The 19,947-nt window shown below is 50.1% G+C and carries 22 protein-coding genes; 7 read left to right on the top strand and 15 right to left on the bottom strand.

Annotation, left to right across the window (positions count from 1 at the left end; genetic code table 11):
• Window positions 1-633: 633 nt before the first annotated feature.
• Entirely contained in the window at window positions 634-1,617 is a 984-nt protein-coding gene (locus ACKFKH_RS15365; protein ID WP_446859187.1) for an RNA polymerase sigma factor, RpoD/SigA family, read from the top strand.
• Window positions 1,618-1,839: 222 nt separating this feature from the next.
• Here the strand turns inward: ACKFKH_RS15365 and ACKFKH_RS15370 are convergent, their stop codons facing one another.
• From ACKFKH_RS15370 to ACKFKH_RS15390, 5 genes are all read right to left on the bottom strand, one after another.
• A complete protein-coding gene (locus ACKFKH_RS15370; protein ID WP_446859188.1) occupies window positions 1,840-2,250 on the bottom strand; it encodes a DUF1257 domain-containing protein in 411 nt (136 codons plus the stop codon).
• A 37-nt stretch (window positions 2,251-2,287) separates the two neighbouring features.
• Entirely contained in the window at window positions 2,288-3,817 is a 1,530-nt protein-coding gene (locus ACKFKH_RS15375; protein ID WP_446859189.1) for an AAA family ATPase, read from the bottom strand.
• A 47-nt stretch (window positions 3,818-3,864) separates the two neighbouring features.
• A complete protein-coding gene (gene fghA, locus ACKFKH_RS15380; protein WP_446859190.1) occupies window positions 3,865-4,713 on the bottom strand; it encodes an S-formylglutathione hydrolase in 849 nt (282 codons plus the stop codon).
• Between the two features lie 115 nt (window positions 4,714-4,828).
• Entirely contained in the window at window positions 4,829-5,386 is a 558-nt protein-coding gene (locus ACKFKH_RS15385; RefSeq protein WP_446859191.1) for an FKBP-type peptidyl-prolyl cis-trans isomerase, read from the bottom strand.
• Between the two features lie 43 nt (window positions 5,387-5,429).
• Complete coding sequence (locus ACKFKH_RS15390) at window positions 5,430-5,744, bottom strand: phasin family protein (RefSeq protein ID WP_446859192.1); 315 nt, start codon at window positions 5,742-5,744, stop codon at window positions 5,430-5,432.
• A gap of 209 nt (window positions 5,745-5,953) precedes the next feature.
• Between ACKFKH_RS15390 and ACKFKH_RS15395 the strand changes: the two genes are divergently transcribed.
• The gene (locus tag ACKFKH_RS15395; RefSeq protein ID WP_446859193.1) at window positions 5,954-6,283 is read left to right on the top strand and encodes a TIGR03792 family protein; all 330 of its coding nucleotides are present in this window, start codon (window positions 5,954-5,956) and stop codon (window positions 6,281-6,283) included.
• 62 nt (window positions 6,284-6,345) lie between these two features.
• Here the strand turns inward: ACKFKH_RS15395 and ACKFKH_RS15400 are convergent, their stop codons facing one another.
• Window positions 6,346-6,870 (bottom strand): GrpB family protein, encoded by a 525-nt coding sequence (locus ACKFKH_RS15400; protein WP_446859194.1) that lies wholly within the window; start codon window positions 6,868-6,870, stop codon window positions 6,346-6,348.
• A 149-nt stretch (window positions 6,871-7,019) separates the two neighbouring features.
• Here ACKFKH_RS15400 and ACKFKH_RS15405 point away from each other — a divergent pair, with 149 nt between their 5' ends.
• Window positions 7,020-7,370 carry a zinc ribbon domain-containing protein gene (locus ACKFKH_RS15405; RefSeq protein WP_446859195.1) on the top strand — a complete coding sequence of 117 codons (351 nt, stop codon included), beginning with the start codon at window positions 7,020-7,022 and terminating at the stop codon, window positions 7,368-7,370.
• Between the two features lies 1 nt (window position 7,371).
• On the opposite strand, the gene ACKFKH_RS15410 is transcribed toward ACKFKH_RS15405, so the two are convergent.
• Both ACKFKH_RS15410 and ACKFKH_RS15415 read right to left on the bottom strand, forming a co-directional pair.
• Window positions 7,372-8,040 (bottom strand): GvpL/GvpF family gas vesicle protein, encoded by a 669-nt coding sequence (locus tag ACKFKH_RS15410; protein WP_446859196.1) that lies wholly within the window; start codon window positions 8,038-8,040, stop codon window positions 7,372-7,374.
• A gap of 47 nt (window positions 8,041-8,087) precedes the next feature.
• The gene (locus ACKFKH_RS15415) at window positions 8,088-8,297 is read right to left on the bottom strand and encodes a hypothetical protein (RefSeq protein ID WP_446859197.1); all 210 of its coding nucleotides are present in this window, start codon (window positions 8,295-8,297) and stop codon (window positions 8,088-8,090) included.
• 155 nt (window positions 8,298-8,452) lie between these two features.
• Here ACKFKH_RS15415 and ACKFKH_RS15420 point away from each other — a divergent pair, with 155 nt between their 5' ends.
• Entirely contained in the window at window positions 8,453-9,853 is a 1,401-nt protein-coding gene (locus ACKFKH_RS15420) for a hypothetical protein (protein WP_446859198.1), read from the top strand.
• A 124-nt stretch (window positions 9,854-9,977) separates the two neighbouring features.
• Here the strand turns inward: ACKFKH_RS15420 and lpxB are convergent, their stop codons facing one another.
• From lpxB to ACKFKH_RS15455, 7 genes are all read right to left on the bottom strand, one after another.
• Window positions 9,978-11,237, bottom strand: a complete 1,260-nt coding sequence (gene lpxB, locus ACKFKH_RS15425) for a lipid-A-disaccharide synthase (protein ID WP_446859199.1) — start codon at window positions 11,235-11,237, stop codon at window positions 9,978-9,980.
• Complete coding sequence (gene lpxA / locus ACKFKH_RS15430; protein ID WP_446859200.1) at window positions 11,234-12,049, bottom strand: acyl-ACP--UDP-N-acetylglucosamine O-acyltransferase; 816 nt, start codon at window positions 12,047-12,049, stop codon at window positions 11,234-11,236. The genes lpxB and lpxA overlap by 4 nt, the downstream gene beginning before the upstream one ends.
• Before the next feature lie 125 nt (window positions 12,050-12,174).
• Window positions 12,175-12,687, bottom strand: a complete 513-nt coding sequence (fabZ, locus tag ACKFKH_RS15435; protein WP_446859201.1) for a 3-hydroxyacyl-ACP dehydratase FabZ — start codon at window positions 12,685-12,687, stop codon at window positions 12,175-12,177.
• 24 nt (window positions 12,688-12,711) lie between these two features.
• The gene (gene lpxC, locus ACKFKH_RS15440; RefSeq protein WP_446859202.1) at window positions 12,712-13,575 is read right to left on the bottom strand and encodes a UDP-3-O-acyl-N-acetylglucosamine deacetylase; all 864 of its coding nucleotides are present in this window, start codon (window positions 13,573-13,575) and stop codon (window positions 12,712-12,714) included.
• Entirely contained in the window at window positions 13,575-16,052 is a 2,478-nt protein-coding gene (locus ACKFKH_RS15445) for a BamA/TamA family outer membrane protein (RefSeq protein ID WP_446859203.1), read from the bottom strand. Before ACKFKH_RS15445 ends, lpxC begins: the two co-directional genes overlap by 1 nt.
• A 239-nt stretch (window positions 16,053-16,291) precedes the next feature.
• Window positions 16,292-17,023, bottom strand: coding sequence for a phosphoribosylaminoimidazolesuccinocarboxamide synthase (purC, locus tag ACKFKH_RS15450; protein WP_446859204.1), 732 nt, complete (start codon window positions 17,021-17,023; stop codon window positions 16,292-16,294).
• 444 nt (window positions 17,024-17,467) lie between these two features.
• Entirely contained in the window at window positions 17,468-17,770 is a 303-nt protein-coding gene (locus ACKFKH_RS15455; protein ID WP_446859205.1) for a hypothetical protein, read from the bottom strand.
• Between the two features lie 381 nt (window positions 17,771-18,151).
• Between ACKFKH_RS15455 and ACKFKH_RS15460 the strand changes: the two genes are divergently transcribed.
• The 3 genes from ACKFKH_RS15460 (at window position 18,152) to ACKFKH_RS15470 (ending at window position 19,755) form a co-directional block, all read left to right on the top strand.
• Window positions 18,152-18,874 (top strand): substrate-binding periplasmic protein, encoded by a 723-nt coding sequence (locus ACKFKH_RS15460; protein WP_446859206.1) that lies wholly within the window; start codon window positions 18,152-18,154, stop codon window positions 18,872-18,874.
• Between the two features lie 276 nt (window positions 18,875-19,150).
• Window positions 19,151-19,315 (top strand): hypothetical protein, encoded by a 165-nt coding sequence (locus ACKFKH_RS15465; protein ID WP_446859207.1) that lies wholly within the window; start codon window positions 19,151-19,153, stop codon window positions 19,313-19,315.
• A gap of 29 nt (window positions 19,316-19,344) precedes the next feature.
• Window positions 19,345-19,755, top strand: a complete 411-nt coding sequence (locus tag ACKFKH_RS15470; RefSeq protein WP_446859208.1) for a hypothetical protein — start codon at window positions 19,345-19,347, stop codon at window positions 19,753-19,755.
• Window positions 19,756-19,947 lie beyond the last annotated feature (192 nt).

Consider the following 19,947-nt stretch of genomic DNA (forward strand, 5'->3'; position numbering starts at 1 on the left):
AGCAGAATTATTTAACCAATTTACTCAACCCCTCAATGATACCTTTCGCACTCTAACAAAATCGCTCAAAGCTAGAGATCACAAGGACTCAGGCTCATTTCATTATTTTTTCATATTTGTTCGGCTACCCCTCCAAGTTATCAAAGAAAAGGTTCGGTTTTCCTCATGTGGCGAGACTATTCAAGAATGGATTGCTACGGCATTATAGAGAGAGTCACCAATGTCCAGTTCCTCCCCTCCAATTTCTCACTCGTTCAGCGCCAAGTCCAGTTTGTTGACTGCAAATCCGTCTAGTTTCATCGCTAGAAAATTGTTTCCAGGTTCATCCTGTCGGGTGAATTCATTCCCCTTTACTCCAGCTAAAATTTGTAATACTATATAAAAGATGAACTCATACTGACTTCGACATATAGCTTCACCTGCGATCGTCACATTTTTAAGGTCAGTTGAATCCAGAGTTTGAGCTTTCTCCACATCCTCATTCACCCTTGTAGCTTTTAAGTTCCGTCTCTCGACCTCTTTACATGGAGAGATGACCTCTACCTTTCTCCTCGCTAACCTGCATGGTTAAGCTTGTCCGCCACAGATTTCAGATCGCCCCACAGATTTTCGTTTACGGAGTTCACTGCAACCATGGCCACTGCCAATTCCAAATCAAAGACTACTAAGTCCACCTTTTCGGCAGATATGGTTCGGACTTACTTGCACGAGATTGGTCGCGTACCGATGCTGACCCACGAGCAAGAAATTGTTTATGGCAAGCAGGTGCAGCAGATGATGGCGCTGCAAGAAAAGAAAGAAGCCCTTGCCAAGACGTTGGATCACGAACCGACCTCAGAAGAGTTTGCCGAGCATGTTTCGATTAGCGAACCAGAACTCAATGGCATTTTCCAGCGCGGTCGTCGTGCCAAGCAAAAGATGATCGAAGCCAACCTGCGCCTCGTGGTGTCGATCGCCAAAAAGTACCAAAAGCGCAACCTTGAGTTTCTAGATCTGATTCAGGAAGGTTCTCTCGGTTTAGAGCGCGGCGTTGAGAAGTTTGATCCGACTCGCGGCTACAAGTTCTCGACCTACGCTTACTGGTGGATTCGTCAGGCGATTACGAGAGCGATCGCTCAACAAGCCCGCACGATTCGTCTACCGATTCACATTACTGAGAAGCTCAACAAGATCAAGAAAGTCCAGCGCGAACTGGCTCAAGAACTGGGTCGGAGTGCGACGGCAGGTGAGATTGCCAAAAAGCTTGAGCTAGAGCCAGAGCAGATTCGCGAGTTTTTGTTGATGTCTCGTCAGCCTGTCTCACTCGATCTGCGCGTGGGCGACAATCAAGACACCGAGCTACAAGATCTGCTCGAAGACGACGGCCCTTCTCCGGAGACGTATCTGGCGCAAGAATTTCTGCGTCACGATCTAGAGAATCTAATGACAGAGTTGACTCCTCAGCAGCGAGAAGTTCTCAATCTGCGATATGGGTTAGCTGATGGTCACGAGCTTTCTCTAGCCAAGGTCGGTGAGCGGTTGAATCTAAGCCGTGAGCGCGTTCGGCAGCTTGAGCGCCAAGCGTTAGATAATCTGCGTCGTCGCAAGGCCAGTGTGCGCGAGTACGTGGCCAGCTAGGACTGAGGGAAGTGAGTTTTACAGGAGTCCGCTTCCTTTAAAAAATAAGCTTCCAAAAACATAAGCCTGCGAGATCCCTGACTTTGATGAGAGGTTGGGGATTTCACTTTGAGTTTGAGGAGATTTTTCGCTGCGGTATTGAGCGCTTCTACCCCAAACCTCCATTCTGGGGGACTTTGAAGTATAAATAAACTAATTGCTTTCATCCCTCATCCCTCCTACTCAGCCATTCCATTTAGCAACGACGACGCGGATCGTACCGTCTTCCAGGGTCTCCTGTTCTTCGATCGCAAATCCCTGTTCCGATGCACTACTGATCAAGGTGTGATAACCGTAGCGTTGCATTAAGTGATTGAGCCATTGTTGAGAATAGTGTTTGCGATCGTATTCAGAAATCACCGCCTCATAGGTTCCGTCAGGCTGTTGTTTGAAGCCAATATCGTTACTCAGCGCTCCAACAAACTGACGACGAATGATTACTTCTGCGGTTTGCGATCGCACGTCTCCCTGATAGCCATACAGATTTCTAGCCGTGTTGTGAATCTCAACCTGTTTGAATCCCAGATCAGACAGCGCTTTTTTTAAGGCATCCAGATTTTTGATTTGCGTTCTAATCGATGTGAAGTGTGACATAAATCTCCTGGTATCTAATCTGATTAAACTTTAGACCTCAAACTGATGCACTTCTTGCGCCTGCCTGTTCTGCCCAGCGTTGTAACGATTCTATCTGTTCGTTGGAGATTGAGGCTAACGGAACGGTTTCTTGAATTGCGTCTAGAATGTCGATCGTCGTGAAATCTTGGCGTTCTCCCGTGCAACTTTTTCCGAAGGCCCGGTGCATTCCATCAATGATCACCTGTTCGATTTCGGCACCGCTAAAATTTCGAGATGTCCAGGCTAATTTTTCTAAGTCAAATTCTCTCAAGCGATTGGGGCGCAACCGTTGTAGATGTACTTTGAAGATTTCCTGACGTTCTGCTTGAGTTGGCAAATTTAAGAAAAACACTTCGTCAAATCGCCCTTTTCGCATCAGTTCGGCAGGCAAAATCTGGACATTATTCGCCGTTGCCACAATGAAGACCGGACTCGTTTTTTCCTGCATCCACGTAATCAGACTGCCAAACACGCGCCGACTCGTCCCCGAATCGCCATCTCGGCCACTGGTGATATTGCCAAACGCCTTATCGATTTCGTCAATCCACAACACGCAGGGAGCGATCGCTTCCACTAACTGAATCATCTGCCTGACTCGACTTTCACTTTCACCAACCATTCCGCCAAACAGTCGGCCGCTGTCCAACCGCACCAAAGGAAGCCGCCATTCGTGGGCGATCGTTTTAGCCGAGAGTGATTTTCCCGTGCCCTGAATGCCCACCAGCAGGACACCTTTGGGATTGGGAATGCCATAGCGACGCGCTTCTTCGGTAAACACATCCTGACGCATTCTCACCCACTGTTTGAGATTGTCCAATCCGCCCACACTTTTGAGCGAGTCTTGAGGGGTAAAAAATTCCAGAATTCCCGTTTGGCGAATGGCTTGTTTTTTGGCATCTAATACGCCTGCGATGTCGGATTCATTCACCTGTTGTTTGGCGGCGATCGCTTTGGCCAAAACTTGCTGAATTCGCGATCGACTCAATCCCTGACAAGCTTTGACTAGTTGTTCTCGTGCCAGTCCCGTCAGTTTGAGTTTTTCGGGGGCCACCAACTTGGCAATTAGATGATCGATCTCAGCGGCGATCGGAAAGGGAAAGTCAATCACCGTCACCTGTTCAGCAAGCTCGGCAGGCAGTTCTAACGTGGGACTGAGGAGAACGATCGTGCTTCGGCTGCGCTTGAGTTCTCGCATCAGATTCTTGAGTTCGCGCACGACGGGCGCATTTTTATCGCTGGTTGAGGCTTTGAGAATCGGATGTAAGTCGCGCAGCACGTAGATTGTGTTGTCTTCTGAGGCAGTTTTACCAATGCGACTGAGCGCTGCCATTACCGTTCCTTTGTCGGCCGCGTTGTCGCTCCAACCCCGCACGATATCCCATAAAAGAACGAGGCGATGGGGCTGAGATTGAGTCGCAACTTGCTGCAAAACGGCTTCAACGGGTTCTTCTTCGACAGCAACAATGTAGAGCAACGGATAGCGGGCCCGAATCATCAGATCAATCTGTTCGATCAGAGCTTGGTGAGGCGAGAAGTTAGCAATCATCGAGTTTATTGAATTTAGAACGCTACCGAAAGTACTTAGTTAAACGCTTAAGAGCACAAAAACTTTGCATGGTGACGAATGTGATCTTCAACAAAAGTTGCAATGAAGTAGTAACTGTGATCGTACCCAGATTGCATTCGCAGGGTGAGCGGCTGACCAACCTCAGCACAAATTTTTTCAAACGCTTGAGGAAATAGCTGCGTGTTGAGAAAAGAATCACTGGTTCCCTGGTCAATGAGAATCAAGCGATCGCGCCTTCCAACCCGAACCAACTCACTCGCATCATACACTTGCCAATCGGTTTGATTCATTCCCAAATAACGGCTAAACGCTTTTTGTCCCCACGGAGACTGAATGGGAGTGATGATCGGAGCAAATGCCGAAACCGATTGGTAGCGATCGGGGTTTCGCAATGCTGCCACCAATGCCCCATGACCGCCCATCGAATGCCCAAAGATCCCCTGCTTATCAGGAAGAATGGGGAAATTCTGCTCGATCAACGTTGGTAATTCTTGAGTGACATAGCGATACATCTGATAGTGAGCATTCCAGGGAGCGACGATCGCATCCACATAAAATCCTGCACCCGTCCCAAAATCCCAATCGTCATCTTCCCCAGGTGTGCCCGTATTGCGCGGACTCGTATCCGGAGCGACAAGCATCAACCCAGCTTGAGCCGCAAAGCGCTGTGCCCCCGATTTGACCATAAAATTTTCTTCGCTACAGGTCAGACCAGAGAGAAAATAGAGAACTGGAACGGGAGCCAACGCAGCTTGGGGAGGCTGATAGACCGAGAACTTCATGAGACTATTGCAGGTCGTCGAATGGTGAGAATAGAACGCGATCGTTCCCTCAAAACATCGACTTTCGCTGATCAGGTTGAGCGATTGAGACATAAAAAGCGATACAGAAAAACGGTGCAGACCACTGCTTGATCTTAAAGGATCGCAGAAGGTCATAAAAAATCCGCGATCGTTCCCGACCACGGACTCAGATTACTTTTCAGTTTAATTAACCGACCTTCAGCAATTCCACATCAAACAATAGGGTTGAATTAGGCGGAATCGGGCCAATGCCGCGAGTGCCGTAGCCCAAATCTGGAGGAATCGTCAACTGACGACGGCCGCCCACCTTCATCGTGCCAACCCCTTCATCCCAACCCTTGATCACCTGACCCACGCCAATTTTGAACTTGAACGGTTCGCCACGATCGCGAGAGCTATCAAACTTAGTGCCGTCTGCCAGCGTTCCTGTGTAGTGGACTGTCACCGTTTGCCCTTGTTGAGGCGTTGCGCCTGTGCCTTCTACCTCGTCCACATATTGCAGACCGGATGCAGTCTTCACAGGTTGCGGATTTGAGTCAGGATTCACCATTTTTTTTGTCTCCGGTTGGGTTGCGGGGGCCGCCGTCGGCTTAGGAGTCTCAGCGACCAAAACGGGCTGAACTTCGGCAGGCTGGGTCGTCGGCAAGGTGCCCGCGATCGCCGTCGTGCGATTGGTAACCTGTGCCACCACCAAAACGACGCAGCAAGCCACCATGACCCCGAAGCTGATTAAAATCTCTTTCAAAACCAGACCTCCTGAAATGTGTCTCGTTTATTTTCTCACATCCCTATTTCCAGAGCTTGTTTTCCAAATCTCGAATTTGACGTTCTAAGCGATCGAGTCGTCCGCGCAGTTCGTCCATTTCAGCCTGACGGGGGACACCCAGATCTTGCAAAACGTTTTTCATCTGACGCTGCATTTGCGCCTCAAAGTTGCCCTGCTTGAGTTGGGACATCAAATCATCGACAAAGCCTTTGGCCTGTTCGGGGTTGAGTTTGCCGTCTCTCACCCATTCATCGCTCACTTCTTTTAGCTTTTCGGCAACCAGAGAAGTCGTGCCCACCCCAATCATCAGTATTTGTGTCAACCAATTGTTATCCATATTTGCATTCCTATGTCGGACGCTGAAGCGGTTTTGACAGTCCAGGCTTTTTGGCCTACTTTCTTATTTTGTCAAATCGGACGAAGGTCGGAGAGAGGGGTTTACCGTCCCTCGATCGACTCTGACTTTACCCTGTCTAGCCCTATTCCTAATGGAAGAAATTCCAGATTTTTGTAGATTTCTCTGCTAACGTCTAAATCGTTGTCGCTGTGAGTGATTCAATCGTGGTGATCGAGTGGCTAAAGGTAAACGTGCCCCCAGAGTTGCGAGAGCAGTACATCCAAAAAGACACTGAAATTTGGACACCCGTTCTCTCAAAGTATCCTGGATTTGTCGGTAAAGAAGTCTGGATCAATCCCAACGACGCGACCGAGATTGTGATGGTGATTCATTGGGCCGACCACGATGCCTGGAAATCAATCCCAACTGAGGAACTGGTAGAAACCGATCGCCAATTTACCGCAGCGATGGGTCAATCCTTCCCCTTTACTCAAGAAAGCGAATATCAAGTGAGAAAATTCTTGGGCCGCTCAGACTAATTCCACCCAATATCTCTCCAGCGCGTTCTTAAATCCGCAACTGCCAAGTCTTTGAATCACGCTCAACTAGCTGGCTCTTGTCGCACTTTCTTCATTACGGACTGTACATACTCTGTTTTACCACTCGTGTAAGCTTCTCGGTCAGTTGGGAACTGTTCAGCAAGACAGTGCTTTAATTGGGCATACCGTAATGCTTCGTCTGGATGTTCTCGGAGATAATCTCGAAAGAGCAAGCGTTCCAGCAATATACTACCCGATTCAACAATGTGGATATGATGAGTACGTGGACTGTTGGGCGGTAAACCTTTGACAAAAAACATTCGTTGAGGATCAGGATTGTCGAACCAATAGGAGTAGCCCAACTTTTCTAATGGAGAAACCGCTGATTGCCGTGCTGCAACGAGAGACTGAACGCTCACTAACAAATCAATAATTGGCTTCGCGACCAATCCTGGTACTGCCGTGCTGCCAATATGGTCAATGCGAACGACAAGATCTCTACTCAAAACGCTGGCAACTCGCGCTGCTTCCTCTTCAAACATGAGTGACCAGCGTGGATCGTACTCGACAAGAACGACTTCATCCATTGGTTTGTTTATGAGGTGGACTCAGCTTTCAAACAAAGTACACCCTAATGCTGAACTTTTCACCGACCACCTCTAAACTACGGCCATCTGTAACCGAAGTCAGCTAACAATAAATTAGGATTTTCCTCCTCACTCCTTACTTCCATCCCATGCCTGACTGTCCTCGTTGTCACCAGCCCGTTGATGCGAAAGCGATCGCTTGCCCCTACTGCCGCACGACGCTCAAAGCTCACGGCCATCCCGGTATTCCGCTGTATCGATCAACGGGAATCGAACCATTGTGCAAAACCTGTGTTTACGACGCGGATGATTCTTGTACATTTCCCAAGCGACCCGATGCGCGAGAATGCACGTTGTATCAGGACATTGCGGCTCCTGTAAGTCAGCCCGTCAAATACGGCGGCGAGTTTCTCAGCAAAGCCTGGTTTCGTCGCAATCTAGTCTGGATTGTGCTGATTGGCTTGATTATTTTGAGTGTCGTGATCACGCTGGCGGGTTAGCCTAAACAAAATGGTACGGAGGCAGCGCTTCGCCTAGCATTAATTCCCAGTGAGAACACTCGTTTTGCCAGGTTTGTAGACGATCGTACAAAGTCGCTTCCTGCTGGCGATCGGCGAGTAGATACAGCTTCTCGACTCCAGCTTTGGCTTCGGTGAGAATGCGATCGGGATAGAACTGAGCGATTGCCGACATCAGAATTTGCAGTTCGGACATTTGCTGATTTTTTAGCGCCTGCTGAGTTGCGTACTGCTCTTTTTTGGCGAGAAAATACTGTTTGCCCTTCAAGTCCGGGGGAAGGGGATCTTCTGGTAACTCTAAAGGTGTGATTTTGAGCCGATATTCTGCTTTGCCTTCGAGTTGAGAGAGCTTGGCTAGATAAGTCGCTTGATTGGATTCTAAATGATCTAACAAGCTGTCTAGCGAGACAAAAAATGTACCAAACCGCAACGGCAAAATCGTCGTCTGCCAAAACAATTCGCAGATCATCCGATCGTGGGTCAACACCGCCTGGACTAACTGATTATCATCTCTTTGCACCGCTTCGAGATCCAAATCTGGCTCTATTAAGGCAGACAGTTCACCCCGATTAACCACTTGCACCTCTCCCTCAATCCCAGGAAGTACATTCAAGGACAGTGCAGGAGTCTTAAAGAACGCATACGTATACATGAGTCGGACTAAATCGCCTTTTTGAGGTAGAGCACTGTTAAGAGAAGTTACTGATCAGATTGGTAGCGATCGCTGGATTTGATTTCTCCGATCGCGTCCTTATTTTGATTAATACAGCCGGGCTTTTGATTATATTGACAAACTCTCGCCCACAAAGTTGCTCTGGTGCCAGGGGTTCCCGCCGAAAAGATGACGCGATCGCCCCCAATGATTTGCAGGATCTTAACTCCGCACACCGGACAGGTTTGGGTACTCATAAAGTTGTGAAGAAATCAACAAGATTGTCAGGTCAACTAAACCAGCTTAACTCCAATGATTGCCTTGAATAGTAAACTTTCAGAAGTGGTTCCGCAATTTCTCTGAAGTGAGAAAATAACCGCAGCGTTTTGACTGTAGCAAGAGGGTTCCTGATATGCGTCGATTTTTTGTGCTGGTGTTAGTAGCCTCTTGCTTTAATTTGCTTTACAGACAAACTGCTGCCGCAAGTACCACTCAGACCGTTGACGACCCCTCCCGCAGCTATTGGATACAGGCTCAAAAATTGGCTCAAGATCAGGTGTTTTTGCTAAATCGCATTGAGCAAGCTTTGGTGAGTCCTGATGCCAATCGCATTCGAGCCGTCCGGGGGCAGATCTTTCTCTACACCTCAGCCGTCGATCGCTTTCTCAAAAGTAATTTTCCTGAACCGAATGTGATGTGTGCGCCGCCCGCTGTCACCAATGGTCAAATCGCTGGAACCGATGCCGCCAGCCTCGAAGAAGCTCAAGTCTACTGTGCGCTCTATGCCTCGACCCAAGCGTTGAATCCTTTGAGAGCCAGACTAGACCAACGGGCATTCGCGCAGGGTTCGACTCGACAGGTGAGTTTGAGCGCGCCGTCTGACCCAACGCTGCCCATTGCTGAACCTGCGATCGTCGGCAAAATTGCCAAAACTGCGATCGCGAATCAGACTCCCTCTGTGATCCCGGCGGTTGTGCCTCCTGACGATATTGTGTCTGTTTTGCAGTCAAGCCGACAGCGGTTAGTTGAAGTGCAGTCCGTTTTTCCGACTGAGGCTCGATTTATGATTCCGGTGCCGCTGTCGCGGAGCGATCGCAATCCCTACGATCTCTATCCGTCTGAATCGAAGCCTTTCGCCAGCTTTCTCGCTCAACCTGAGACTGGAATTGCTCGTTTGTTGCCAACTGAGGTCTACCGCACCGCTTCTAATACTCAAAATCGGCTGCTTCCTACTGCATTAGAGCGCTTTCCGTTGGCGACGTTGATCCAGCGAGAGGGCTTGTCGCCCCGGTTGGCGGTGCGGGTTGAGGGTGATTTGTTTCAGCTAATTCAGGCGGATTTAGATTATGGGTTTATGACCGATTTGGGAGATGTGGCGATCGAGTCTTTGACCGCAACTCCATTTGAGAAGCTTAGTGCGATTCCCGAAACGCTGCGTTTTTTCTACACATATCGTCCGCCCTCTGAGTTAGAAGCCGTTCAGGTCGATCGCCGCCGCTTTATCACCGGAAAGGTCGCCGCCTTTAACTTAAGCGAACCGCTCCTGACGCAAGCGCCTGCTGCCACCAATCGAACTTATCTGGTGCGATCGATTCAATACAAAGTCCCCGAACTCATCACTTCGGGACGCACGCTCTTACCCACTGAGCGACGGAGACTCAAGGATCTTCTGACGATGCCTAGCAGTGATGTGCTGTTTGCCTTTCGTCCGGTGAGTCGGCGATCGGATGGTAGTTACACCGTTTTGTGGCGCGTTTTGACGAAGTTTCCTGATCCTCAAGTGCGCGATCTCGATCGCTATGTGGAGGAGTGACGAAGGAGGGATGAGGGATGAAAAATTCCGTCTCTCTTGTCTGAAAGTCCCTCACTCGTGGGGGATTTGGGGGGCTGCCTGGATTCACAACCGCAGCGAAAGATTTCATCGAATTCACGTCCTGTTAGACCACCAGTTTTAGAATTTCGTCTGCTGCGCGATCGCACACGCCTGCTTGACCGATCGCGGTCTGCATTTCCTGGTAGGCGATTAGCATCTTCTGGCGGTTTTCTGGCTTGAGTAAGTCGATCGAGGTTTGGACAATATTCTCAACCGTGGCGTGATGTTGGAGAAATTCGGGAACGACGGGTTTCATCTCAACGAGATTGGGCGGTGACATAAAGGGAATCGAAACTTTGAGAACGTATTGAGCAATCCAAGCAGTGATCGGATTGACGCGATAAATCACCACCTGCGGCACGTTGAGCAACGCCATTTCGAGGTTGACGGTTCCTGATTTGGTAATGGCCAGATCGGCGGCGGCGATCGCCTGCAAGGTCGTCTGTCCTTTGTTACTTTCTAGCAGCGTGGCGCGAAGTCCGTATGTTTGGATGGCTTGAACGATCGCGGCTCGATATTTCTCTAGCGCTAATGGAATCCAGAAATGCACGTCCGATCGCTGGTTTTGAATCTGTCTCGCCGCCTCAAACATCACAGGCATCAAATATTTCAACTCTTGTTGACGAGACGCAGGTAAGAGAACGATCGCAGTCTGATCGGCAGGAATGCCCAACGCCGATCGCGCACTGTCTCGACTGGGAGCCGCCTGCACCCGATCCACCAGAGGATGACCCACGAGCGAAACCCGTCCGCCTTTGCGCCGATAATAGTCCGCCTCTGCGGGAAAAATTGCGAGGATTTTTTGAGTGGCTTCGATGATGCGATCGGTATTGAACGAATTGAGCGACCACACCCATTCCTGCGGCGCAATAAAAAAGACGACGGGCACCTCTGGCATATTCTTGTGCAGGTAGCTGCAAAACGCCACGTTTGGCCCCATGTAGTCAATCAAGACGACCAGATCCGGGGGATTTTGCTGAAGATATTGCTTGGCCTGACGTTGAACCCGCAGCGTCGGCAACACATAAGGCACCGATTCAAGAATGCCAACCGACCCGATCGCCGTCGTATTGCCCAACAGAGTCGCCCCCGCCTCTGACATCCGATCGCCTCCCAGCGCCAAAATTTCTAACTCCAGGTCGATCGCCTCAGCCCGCTTCTGCAACGCCTCGATCAACAAGGCCCCCTGCAAATCACCAGAAACTTCCCCGGTGCTAATAAAAATTCGCAGCTTCGACCGATGAGTTTTGACACTTAAGTTTTGAATCGGCTCCGACGCTCCCCTGCTCCCCGACTTTCCCATCTCCAACCTTTCATCCCTCATCCCTCATCCCTCATCCCTGCTTTTCTCCCCGGTGTCAGCCCTCTTCTTCCGGGCATCAGCGAGAGGCGAATAAACTGGCGCAAATGTTGAACATGGGGGCTGTCAGACAGCAGATCCAACTGCTCCAGAGCGGCATCTAGCGTCAGTCCAGACCGATAAATAATTCTAAATGCTTTTTTGATCAGTTGCAGTTGACCAGGCTCAAAGCCCGATCGCTCCAGTCCAATCTGATTGAGCGATCGCACTCGTGAAGGGTTGCCCTCGACCGTCATAAAAGGGGGAACGTCACGATCGATGCGACTCATGCCCCCAACCATTGAGTGTCGGCCAATGTGGACAAACTGATGCACCCCCAACACCCCGCTAATTCTGGCTTTTGACTCGATGTGAACGTGTCCCGCCAGGGCGACCGCGTTTGAGATGATCACCTGATCTTCAATTAAGCAGTTGTGTCCCACATGGGTATACGCCATCAACAAATTACCGTTGCCAATCTGCGTCATTTCACCCGCACGAGTCGCCCGATGAATGGTTGCAAATTCTCGAATGTGGTTGTCATTGCCAATCTTGACCAGACTTAGCGACCCATCATATTTAAGATCTTGAGGCTCAGAGCCAATTACCGCCCCCGGAAATAGATGATTTCGCTCTCCGATCTCTGTCCATCCGTCCAACACGACATGGTGACTGATAATACTCCCCGCTCCCACCTTCACCTTTTCTCCGATGACAGCGTAGGCTCCAATTTGCACAGTGGGATGGATCTCAGCACCAGGATGTATAACCGCCGTCGGATGAATCAGAGTCGCCATATAAAAGGGATGAGGGAGAACTTTGTTCCGCTTCGCGAGGAGGGAGGAGGGATGAGCAGTGAGTTGACAAAGTTGTGTGTGAGGTTATCGCTCAAAACTTAAAACTCAAAACTCAAAACTCATTATTAAACTAATGCAAACATCAAATCGCCTTCGCACGCCAACTGACCATCGACCTCAGCCCGACCGCGCATCTTACCAAATCGACGACCCTTGACCGACAACAGTTCCACCGTCATCACTAACTGATCCCCCGGCACGACGGGCCGCCGAAAGCGCACGCCATCAATGCCTGCAAACATAAATAGCCCCTCCTGAGTGTCAGCCATTTGAGTCAAGACAACGCCTCCCACCTGGGCCATTGCTTCGACAATCAACACCCCCGGCATGATCGGTCTGCCCGGAAAGTGTCCTTGAAAGTGCGGCTCATTGAAGGTGACATTTTTGAGACCGATCGCCCGCTTACCCGGCACATAATCGATGATGCGATCGACCAGCGCAAAGGGATAGCGATGCGGCAATAGGCTGTGAATTTCTTCTAGCGTGAATGTTTTTTTAGTCGGTTCGGGCTGGGTGTGGTCGAGGGTTTCTAGCGGAGGAGCGACACTTTCTAAATTGGAATCGGTCAGCGTTGACATATTAGCTGTGGGATAAAAGGGTGGTTATGGGTCAGTTTTGACTAATTGCTGAACCAGTTGAGCATGAAGACGATGGCTGGCTTTGTAAGCCAAAAAGTGAGCGGTGGGAAAGTGACCCAACAAGCTCAAGTCTCCTATTAAGTCTAAAAGCTTATGGCGCACTGGCTCATTAGAAAATCTCAAGGGGGGATTGATCCAGCCGTCTTCCCCGCAGACTAGAGCATTTTCTAAGCTGCCTCCTTTAATTAAGCCATTGGCGCGGAGGTGATCGATCTGATGCGCGAGTCCGAACGTCCGGGCGGGGGCAATGTCGGTGGCAAACGATTCTTTAGCGGGGTTCCAACTGTGCCACTGGTTGCCGATCGCCGCCAACTCAAAGTCAATCCCGTAGGTAAAGCGCAGTTCGGGAGACGGAATCGCCGCCACAAACGCATCTTCCTGACGCACATAAATCGGTTCTAAAAGCGGAACTGTCACCCGTTTGGGTTGGGGAAGGAGGCCTGCTTGCACGATCGCCGCCACCCATTCTTGAGCCGACCCATCAAGCAGGGGCAATTCTGGCCCATCGACCTCAATTCGCGCATTGTTAACGCCCATTCCGGCCAGGGCTGCCAGCAGATGTTCGACCGTCCGGACGCTGACATCACCATTCACCAGCTCGGTTGAAAGCAGCGTTTGCCGAACTGCTCCAACCTCAGCGGGAATTTTGGGCGCATGGGGCAGATCGACTCGCACAAAATAGCGGCCGGTTTCTGGGTCAGACGGCAAAATTCGCACTTGACTTGCGGTTCCGGTATGCAGACCGATGCCCGATCGACTCACTTCTGTTGCTAAGGTTGCTGTTGCTGATCCGATCTGTGTCGATGCCCCTGACTGGCTTGCTTCCATTAGAACCGTTCTCCAAACCCAAAGCGGATGTTGTTGCCTCCCTGATCGTTTAGGCCAAAGTCGATCCGAATTGCGCCCAAAAATCCGGTCTGCACCCGAACACCCACGCCATACCCAAACCCAAAGCCAGGTTTATCTCTCACACCTGCGGGGTCGCCAGGTACATTTTGGCCCGTCCCCAAGTCGCTGGCAGCATCCACAAACAAAGCGCCTGAGATGATCGAGAAAATGGGGAATCGATATTCTGCGGTGGCTTGAATGTAGCTGCGACCACTACCCACTTCGCCCTCGTCATAGCCGCGAACTGAGTTGGTGCCGCCCAGCGGAAAGGCTTCGTAGGGAGGCAAATCGCCCAAAACCGTGCCGCCCTGAATATTGAAGGCCAACGCTTGAGGACAGCCCTCTGTCGGAGGTTTTTCGCCAATTCTCAGACGCTGATTGTCTCGACAGCCCGGAGTCAGGCGAGTAAACCGTACCGGAACGTAGAAGCTATAGTTGGCGCGGAGTCTATTGAAGAAGATGCTGCCCGATCCCAGGGGGGCTGACTGCTCAGTGCTAAAGCTCAAAACCGAGCCACTGGTTGGAGTCAAAAAGTTGTTGCGACGATCGCGCACAAAGCCCAGTCTTGCTGTCAGCAGGTCATCTTTGCCACTGTCACTAAACGTTAACAGATTGCCCAATGCATCTCTGGGGCTGAGTTCGCCGTCTTGGTCGCGCACAGAAACCCGTTGGTATTGCAAACCGAGAGAAGCCGTCCATTCCGATCGCTTAAAGGGCGTTTTGGACAGCGGCCGTGTGAACGTTAGCCCGCCACCCGTTCGGAGAATGCGGGGACGATCGCCATTGGGCAAATCAACTTCTGGGTCGCCCCCATCAAAGACGAGCGAAATCGTTTGGCGGCGAAACAAACTGAAGGTGTAGGAAGTCCGATAGGGATCGTTGGCAATCCACGGATCGGTGAAGCTCAAGTCAAACAGTTGATCCCGCTGACCAATCTGCACTTCTGCGTTAAATTTCTGGTTGTTGCCGCCCACATTTTGCTGCTGATAGCTGACGCTGCCAAACAAGCCACTTGCGGAACTAAAGCCCCCTGCCAGTCCGACGTTGCCCGTATTTTTTTCGGCCACGTTGACGACGACGACGACTTGACGCGGATCTTGCCCAGGGCTAAGAGACAGTCTGATGTCGTCAAAAATGCCCAACCCAAAGGCGCGTTGTAGATCCTGTTCGGCGATTTTGCGGTTAAAGACATCGCCTGGTTTGAGTTCAAATTCGCGGGTGATGATAAAGTCACGAGTCCGTCCCCGAATCACGTTGCCCTTAGCGTCTTTGTCTTCGCCCTGCTTGTTGATAAATCGCACCTGCAAGTTTTCGACCACGCCCTCGGCAATTTGCAGCGTCACCGTTCCATCGGAATTGACTTTAGGAACGTCTACGACCTGGGCCAAAACAAATCCGTTGTCTTGATACCACTTATTGAGCGCCTGAATGCCCGTCTGAAGCTGGCGCAGATTCAACGTTGTGCCGTACTGGGGGCTAAAAATATCGTTGACCACATTTGCTGGAACTACTTTCGCCCCTTCAAGCTGCACCGATTTTAAAACCGGGTTGGGCTGCACTTCAAAGGTGACTCTTACGCCAACAGGTGTGTCTTCTGGTGTCGCTCTTACATTGGAGAAAAAGCCCGTGGCAAAGACGGCATTGATGTCTTCTTGAAGCTGCGATCGCGTCGTCGTCCGTCCTGGTGTGGTGCGAATGGCTCGATACACCTCATCCTGAAGCTCTGGTGTGATGGTCGCGCCTTCGGCTCCGGTGACTACAACTTCACCGACTAATACTCTGGGTTCGGGTTCCGCAGATTCGGGAGGCGTGGTGGGTGGAGCGCCGGGAGTGCCGGGGGCCGCAGGTTGAGCGGGCGTGCCAAAGGGAGCGATCGGAGGCGTAGTGCCCGGAGTCACGTTCTCTGGCGTAGTGGGCGTAGTGCCGGGAGTTGCATTTTCTGGCGTGGTGGGCGTAGTGCCCGGAGTCACGTTCTCTGGCGTAGTGGGCTGAGTACCGGGAGCCGCATTCTCTGGTGTGGAAGGCTGATCTGGAACCGGAGTCGTGGGTGGAGGACTGGTCGAAGGAACCGTTGGAGTCGGAGAGGTGTTGATCTGAATCCGATTGGGGGTTCCTTGATCTTCGCCGACCCCTTGAGCAACTTTCTCAACCCCCTTCTGAAAAGGCTTAATTTTGAGCGGCTCTGGAAGCGCTGTTTCAGGCGCACTGATGGTCTTGACGACGACATCTGAGGTCGATCGAGGGGTAGGTGCGATCGAAGTGCCACTAAAAACATCGACGACGTTTGCATCTACGATTTGAGCGCGACTTGCTTCTGGTTTGCTGACAGCACCAGGAGTTTTAGCTTGCGCCGAATTTGACCAACTGACAGTAGTAACAGCCGCAAAAGCTGCCATCAAAACGGGAGATAAACGCATTTTGTTCTCGTTGTTTGGCACGTCTCACACCAGGTCTTGCACAGGGCAGACTCTATTCACAATATCAAGAAGCGGTTACAAACCTTCAAACCGTGAAATTTTACCGCAACTTGGAGCAGGGATGAAGGAGAACTTTGTTCCGCTTCGCGAGGAGGGATGAGGGATGAAAAAACAAGGGTTTAAATTCAGAGTTAAGCCTGAAATCATTCAAGATCTAAATCTGAATTCAACTGCTCCTTTCATCCTTCATCCCTTCTCAAAACTCGTTCCAACACTTGCCGATAGCCTTCCTCCACGTTGCCCAGGTCGCGACGAAAACGGTCTTTGTCCATGACGCGGCGATCGGGGTCGGTTTCGTTTTGGTTCCACAGGCGGCAGGTGTCAGGGCTGATTTCGTCTGCTAATAAGATTTGCTCGTCAGCATCAACGCCAAACTCTAGCTTAAAGTCCACCAATGTAATGTCACACTGCTGAAAAAAGTCTGAAAGCAGGTCATTGATCCGCGTTGCCATCTTGATTAGTTGATCCACCTGATCATCGGTGGCCAGATCAAGCAGTTTCAGCCGATCGTGAGTTAGTAGAGGATCACCCAGTTGATCATTTTTGTAATAAAACTCCACCAAAGGTTGTTTGAGGATTGTGCCTAGTTCTAGACCTGTTTGTAGACAGAGACTCCCGGCTGCAATGTTCCTGACGACGACTTCTAAGGGGATGATTTTGACCGATTTGACCCGCATTTCATTGGGTTTGGGGCGATCGATAAAATGTGTGGGCACGCCGTTGGATTCCATCAGATTAAAAAGATGGGCAGAAATGGCGCAGTTGATTTCTCCTTTGCCGACGATGCTGCCTTTTTTTTGGGCGTTAAATGCCGTCGCGTCGTCTTTAAAATAAGTCAAAAGAATGGCTGGATCTTCTGTGGTGTAGAGGATCTTGGCTTTGCCTTCGTAGAGTTTTTGTCCAACCGACATGGTGATAAAGCTTCATCAAAAAAGCCTCATCATTGTATCGCTCTGCGATCGCTCACTCAAATCTGATCGGGGTCTTCGCCCAATTCACGCAGGCGATCGGCAAGTCGTTTTGCTTTTTTTCTGGGGTCAGGTAGCGATCGCCCCAGCCCCCCATTCTAGGGGACTTTTAGATCAGTTTTTTGGTTCAAAGTCCCTCACTCGTGGGGGATTTAGCTTGCTCTCCCAAATTTGCAACCGTAGCAAAAGATTTTGTTGAATTTGGGTTAAACAATCGACTAAACCACTGAATAGGAACGCGACAACAATCCATCTTCGCAATAGTCGGCTAGGAAGGTCGATAGTCCTCCGTTTTTTGTCCATGTAGGCTCCGTCCTGATGCATGGCTATTTCTTTGGCTCCAGGCGGCTTCATCCACAGGCTGTCTTGTCCGATGCGGGCGCCTTCTCAGCCTGCCAGTGTGGCCGTCAAGCGACCGATTTTGGCAGAGAGAACGAGGCTGGCGATCGTCAGGTCACATTTCCAACCGTTACAGATTTCTCGCGTCACATCGGGCAGGCTCAACCCCGGTCGCCAGTGCCATTCATCTGGATAAATCCCCGTCTCAAACTGGCCGTGAAACAAAGGCTCCATGCGATCGACCAGGCGATTTGAGAAGTCGATCGGCAAGAAATTTTCGACAATCAAAAACCCATCTTCTTGAAACTGTTGAATCTGAACGTCAGTCAGTTGAATCGGCTGATAAGTCATGATTCACCCTTGCTAAGTTAAACCTGCTAAGTTAAATGATTTGAGGTAAGTATTAACTTGTTATAGTAAGTTTGCTGGCTTGAAAAAGTGTATTTTGAGCTACGAGTTGATCAAGTTTTTAGTATTTAAGAACCGTTAACGACAGCGTGAATTCGATGAAATCTTTCGCTACGGTGATTAATCTGGGCAGCCCCCTAAATCTCCCACGAGTGAGGGACTTTGAACCAAAAAACTGATCTAAAAGTTCCCCAGAATGGGCAGCTTGGGGGGCAGAAGCGTTGAACAACGAAGCAAAAAACTTCATCGAATTCACGTTAACGACAGCGTTTCCTGAGATTTGCGTCTGAATTCAACACTCTATTCGTCAGGATGGAACATAAGATGTTGCCAACGGTTATGTCTGGTTATCTACACATTGTTGCCAGCGATTTTGATGCGCGTCCGATGAGCTATGTTAATGGTGGCGTTCGAGCAGGCTACGAGCCAGAGTTAGCACGGCTGATCTGCACACGATTGGGCTTAAAACCTGTCTGGCACAATCGAGCAATGAAAGATTTTTATACCAGCCTGCAAACTGGAAAATATGACGTAGTTTGGTTCAATCAAGCCATCATGTCAGAACGTCAACAATGGGTCAATTTCACCCAGCCTTACGGATTGTTTGACGAAGCGGTTTTGGTGCGATCGAACAGTTCCATTCAGTCTCAATCCGATCTAGCTGGTCTAAAAGTCGGCGGACTGGCAGACAGCACTAATATTGCTTTAGCAGCGACCTTTCCGGGCGTTCAGACGATTCCTTATCCCGGTAGCGACAAAGTGTTACCAGAGATGTTGGAGGCAGTGCGATCGCGCCAAATCGATGCCCTGATCGACGATGAATTAGTGTTAGTCGTGGCCGCCGACGAAGATCCCAATTTGCGGCTTGCGTTCACCATTCCGACACAGGTTCCGTTTGGGATCGGAGTTACGAAAGGCAATGCTGAATTACTCACAGCGATTAATGAAAGCTTGAACGCGACGATCGCAGATGGCACAATGGCAAACATATGGGCCGAATGGATTCCCTGGAAACCGTTTCCATTTTCAAATTCAACAAATCGTTAAATTAGGCTAACCGTATTCTCAGATACAAACCTGTTATGACGAGTTGGATTTACTAGACACAACAAGCTTTAAACAACGCCAGCTTGATGAATTTTCACTTCGTTGTTTGGTACTTCTGCCCCCCAACCCCCCAATCTGGGGGACTTTAAAGCGAAATCTCTAGTCAAAGTCCCTCACTCGTGGGGGATTTAGGGGGCTGCCTGGATTAACAACCGTAGTGAAATTTATCGAATTCACGTTAAACAACAAACAAAACGTATCTCTGGGGGTTCGACCGTGACTGGAATTCTCACAAGAGCCGCCCTAACTGACCTCGAACAGTATGTCGCAGACGACGATCGCGCAGAACGAGTCAAACAGGTCAAAGCTAAGATCAAAGATCTGGGCATTCAATACATTTATTACCGGAATGGAGGGTTCCCGAACCCTCCATTCCGGTAAGTTCCTACCGTCGGCTGTGGGACACTGGATTGTGGGCACCCGTCTATTCAGATTGGGGCTATCAAAATCGTACTTGTGGTCTGCGGGTGTCGGCTCCCGGTCGGTTTGAATATCGGGCGGTCGATTCGATGGTCAATCCTTATCTCATGGCGGGGGCAATCCTCAAAGCCTTTGACGACGGGATCAAGCGCAACCTCGACCCCGGTGAGCCTGAGCAGCGAAATTTGTACGAAGCAATGGAAGCCGGAAAGCAAGTGAAAAAATTACCCATGTCTTTGGGTGAAGCGCTCGATCGTTTAGCGGATGACGACGTGATCAAATCCTCAATGCCAGGAGAAATGTATTCTCTCTACCACTGGTATAAGCGTGATGAATGGGAAAGATTCTTAGCCACAACCAGCAATTGGGACGTAGAAACCTATATGGATTGTTTGCCTTAGAGAATTGGAAAGTTATAGAACGCGATCGCGAGTGGGAATACGAATTCTAAGATCTCGATCGCCGCTCTTGATCAACGATTACCCTGACAATTGAGAAGACTAATTTGTAGCAATGACCCCCCTTACGACTTGAGTCACAGTTTTTTGTAGGAGACGTACGCTTCACCAGAGATAGATTCTCTATGCTTGTTG

It is taken from the genome of Phormidesmis sp. 146-20 (assembly GCF_052939475.1).

What these genes read in the sequence shown, in the direction of transcription:
- lpxA (WP_446859200.1), bottom strand. Translation starts at nt 12,049, where the DNA reads ATGGCGACTCTGATTCATCCGACGGCGGTTATACATCCTGGTGCTGAG.
- ACKFKH_RS15390 (WP_446859192.1), bottom strand. Translation starts at nt 5,744, where the DNA reads ATGGATAACAATTGGTTGACACAAATACTGATGATTGGGGTGGGCACG.
- ACKFKH_RS15460 (WP_446859206.1), top strand. Translation starts at nt 18,152, where the DNA reads ATGTTGCCAACGGTTATGTCTGGTTATCTACACATTGTTGCCAGCGAT.
- lpxB (WP_446859199.1), bottom strand. Translation starts at nt 11,237, where the DNA reads ATGAGGGATGAAAGGTTGGAGATGGGAAAGTCGGGGAGCAGGGGAGCG.
- ACKFKH_RS15420 (WP_446859198.1), top strand. Translation starts at nt 8,453, where the DNA reads ATGCGTCGATTTTTTGTGCTGGTGTTAGTAGCCTCTTGCTTTAATTTG.
- ACKFKH_RS15445 (WP_446859203.1), bottom strand. Translation starts at nt 16,052, where the DNA reads ATGCGTTTATCTCCCGTTTTGATGGCAGCTTTTGCGGCTGTTACTACT.
- ACKFKH_RS15400 (WP_446859194.1), bottom strand. Translation starts at nt 6,870, where the DNA reads ATGGATGAAGTCGTTCTTGTCGAGTACGATCCACGCTGGTCACTCATG.
- lpxC (WP_446859202.1), bottom strand. Translation starts at nt 13,575, where the DNA reads ATGGAAGCAAGCCAGTCAGGGGCATCGACACAGATCGGATCAGCAACA.
- ACKFKH_RS15405 (WP_446859195.1), top strand. Translation starts at nt 7,020, where the DNA reads ATGCCTGACTGTCCTCGTTGTCACCAGCCCGTTGATGCGAAAGCGATC.
- ACKFKH_RS15415 (WP_446859197.1), bottom strand. Translation starts at nt 8,297, where the DNA reads ATGAGTACCCAAACCTGTCCGGTGTGCGGAGTTAAGATCCTGCAAATC.
- fghA (WP_446859190.1), bottom strand. Translation starts at nt 4,713, where the DNA reads ATGTCTCAATCGCTCAACCTGATCAGCGAAAGTCGATGTTTTGAGGGA.
- fabZ (WP_446859201.1), bottom strand. Translation starts at nt 12,687, where the DNA reads ATGTCAACGCTGACCGATTCCAATTTAGAAAGTGTCGCTCCTCCGCTA.
- ACKFKH_RS15410 (WP_446859196.1), bottom strand. Translation starts at nt 8,040, where the DNA reads ATGTATACGTATGCGTTCTTTAAGACTCCTGCACTGTCCTTGAATGTA.
- ACKFKH_RS15365 (WP_446859187.1), top strand. Translation starts at nt 634, where the DNA reads ATGGCCACTGCCAATTCCAAATCAAAGACTACTAAGTCCACCTTTTCG.
- ACKFKH_RS15455 (WP_446859205.1), bottom strand. Translation starts at nt 17,770, where the DNA reads ATGACTTATCAGCCGATTCAACTGACTGACGTTCAGATTCAACAGTTT.
- purC (WP_446859204.1), bottom strand. Translation starts at nt 17,023, where the DNA reads ATGTCGGTTGGACAAAAACTCTACGAAGGCAAAGCCAAGATCCTCTAC.
- ACKFKH_RS15370 (WP_446859188.1), bottom strand. Translation starts at nt 2,250, where the DNA reads ATGTCACACTTCACATCGATTAGAACGCAAATCAAAAATCTGGATGCC.
- ACKFKH_RS15375 (WP_446859189.1), bottom strand. Translation starts at nt 3,817, where the DNA reads ATGATTGCTAACTTCTCGCCTCACCAAGCTCTGATCGAACAGATTGAT.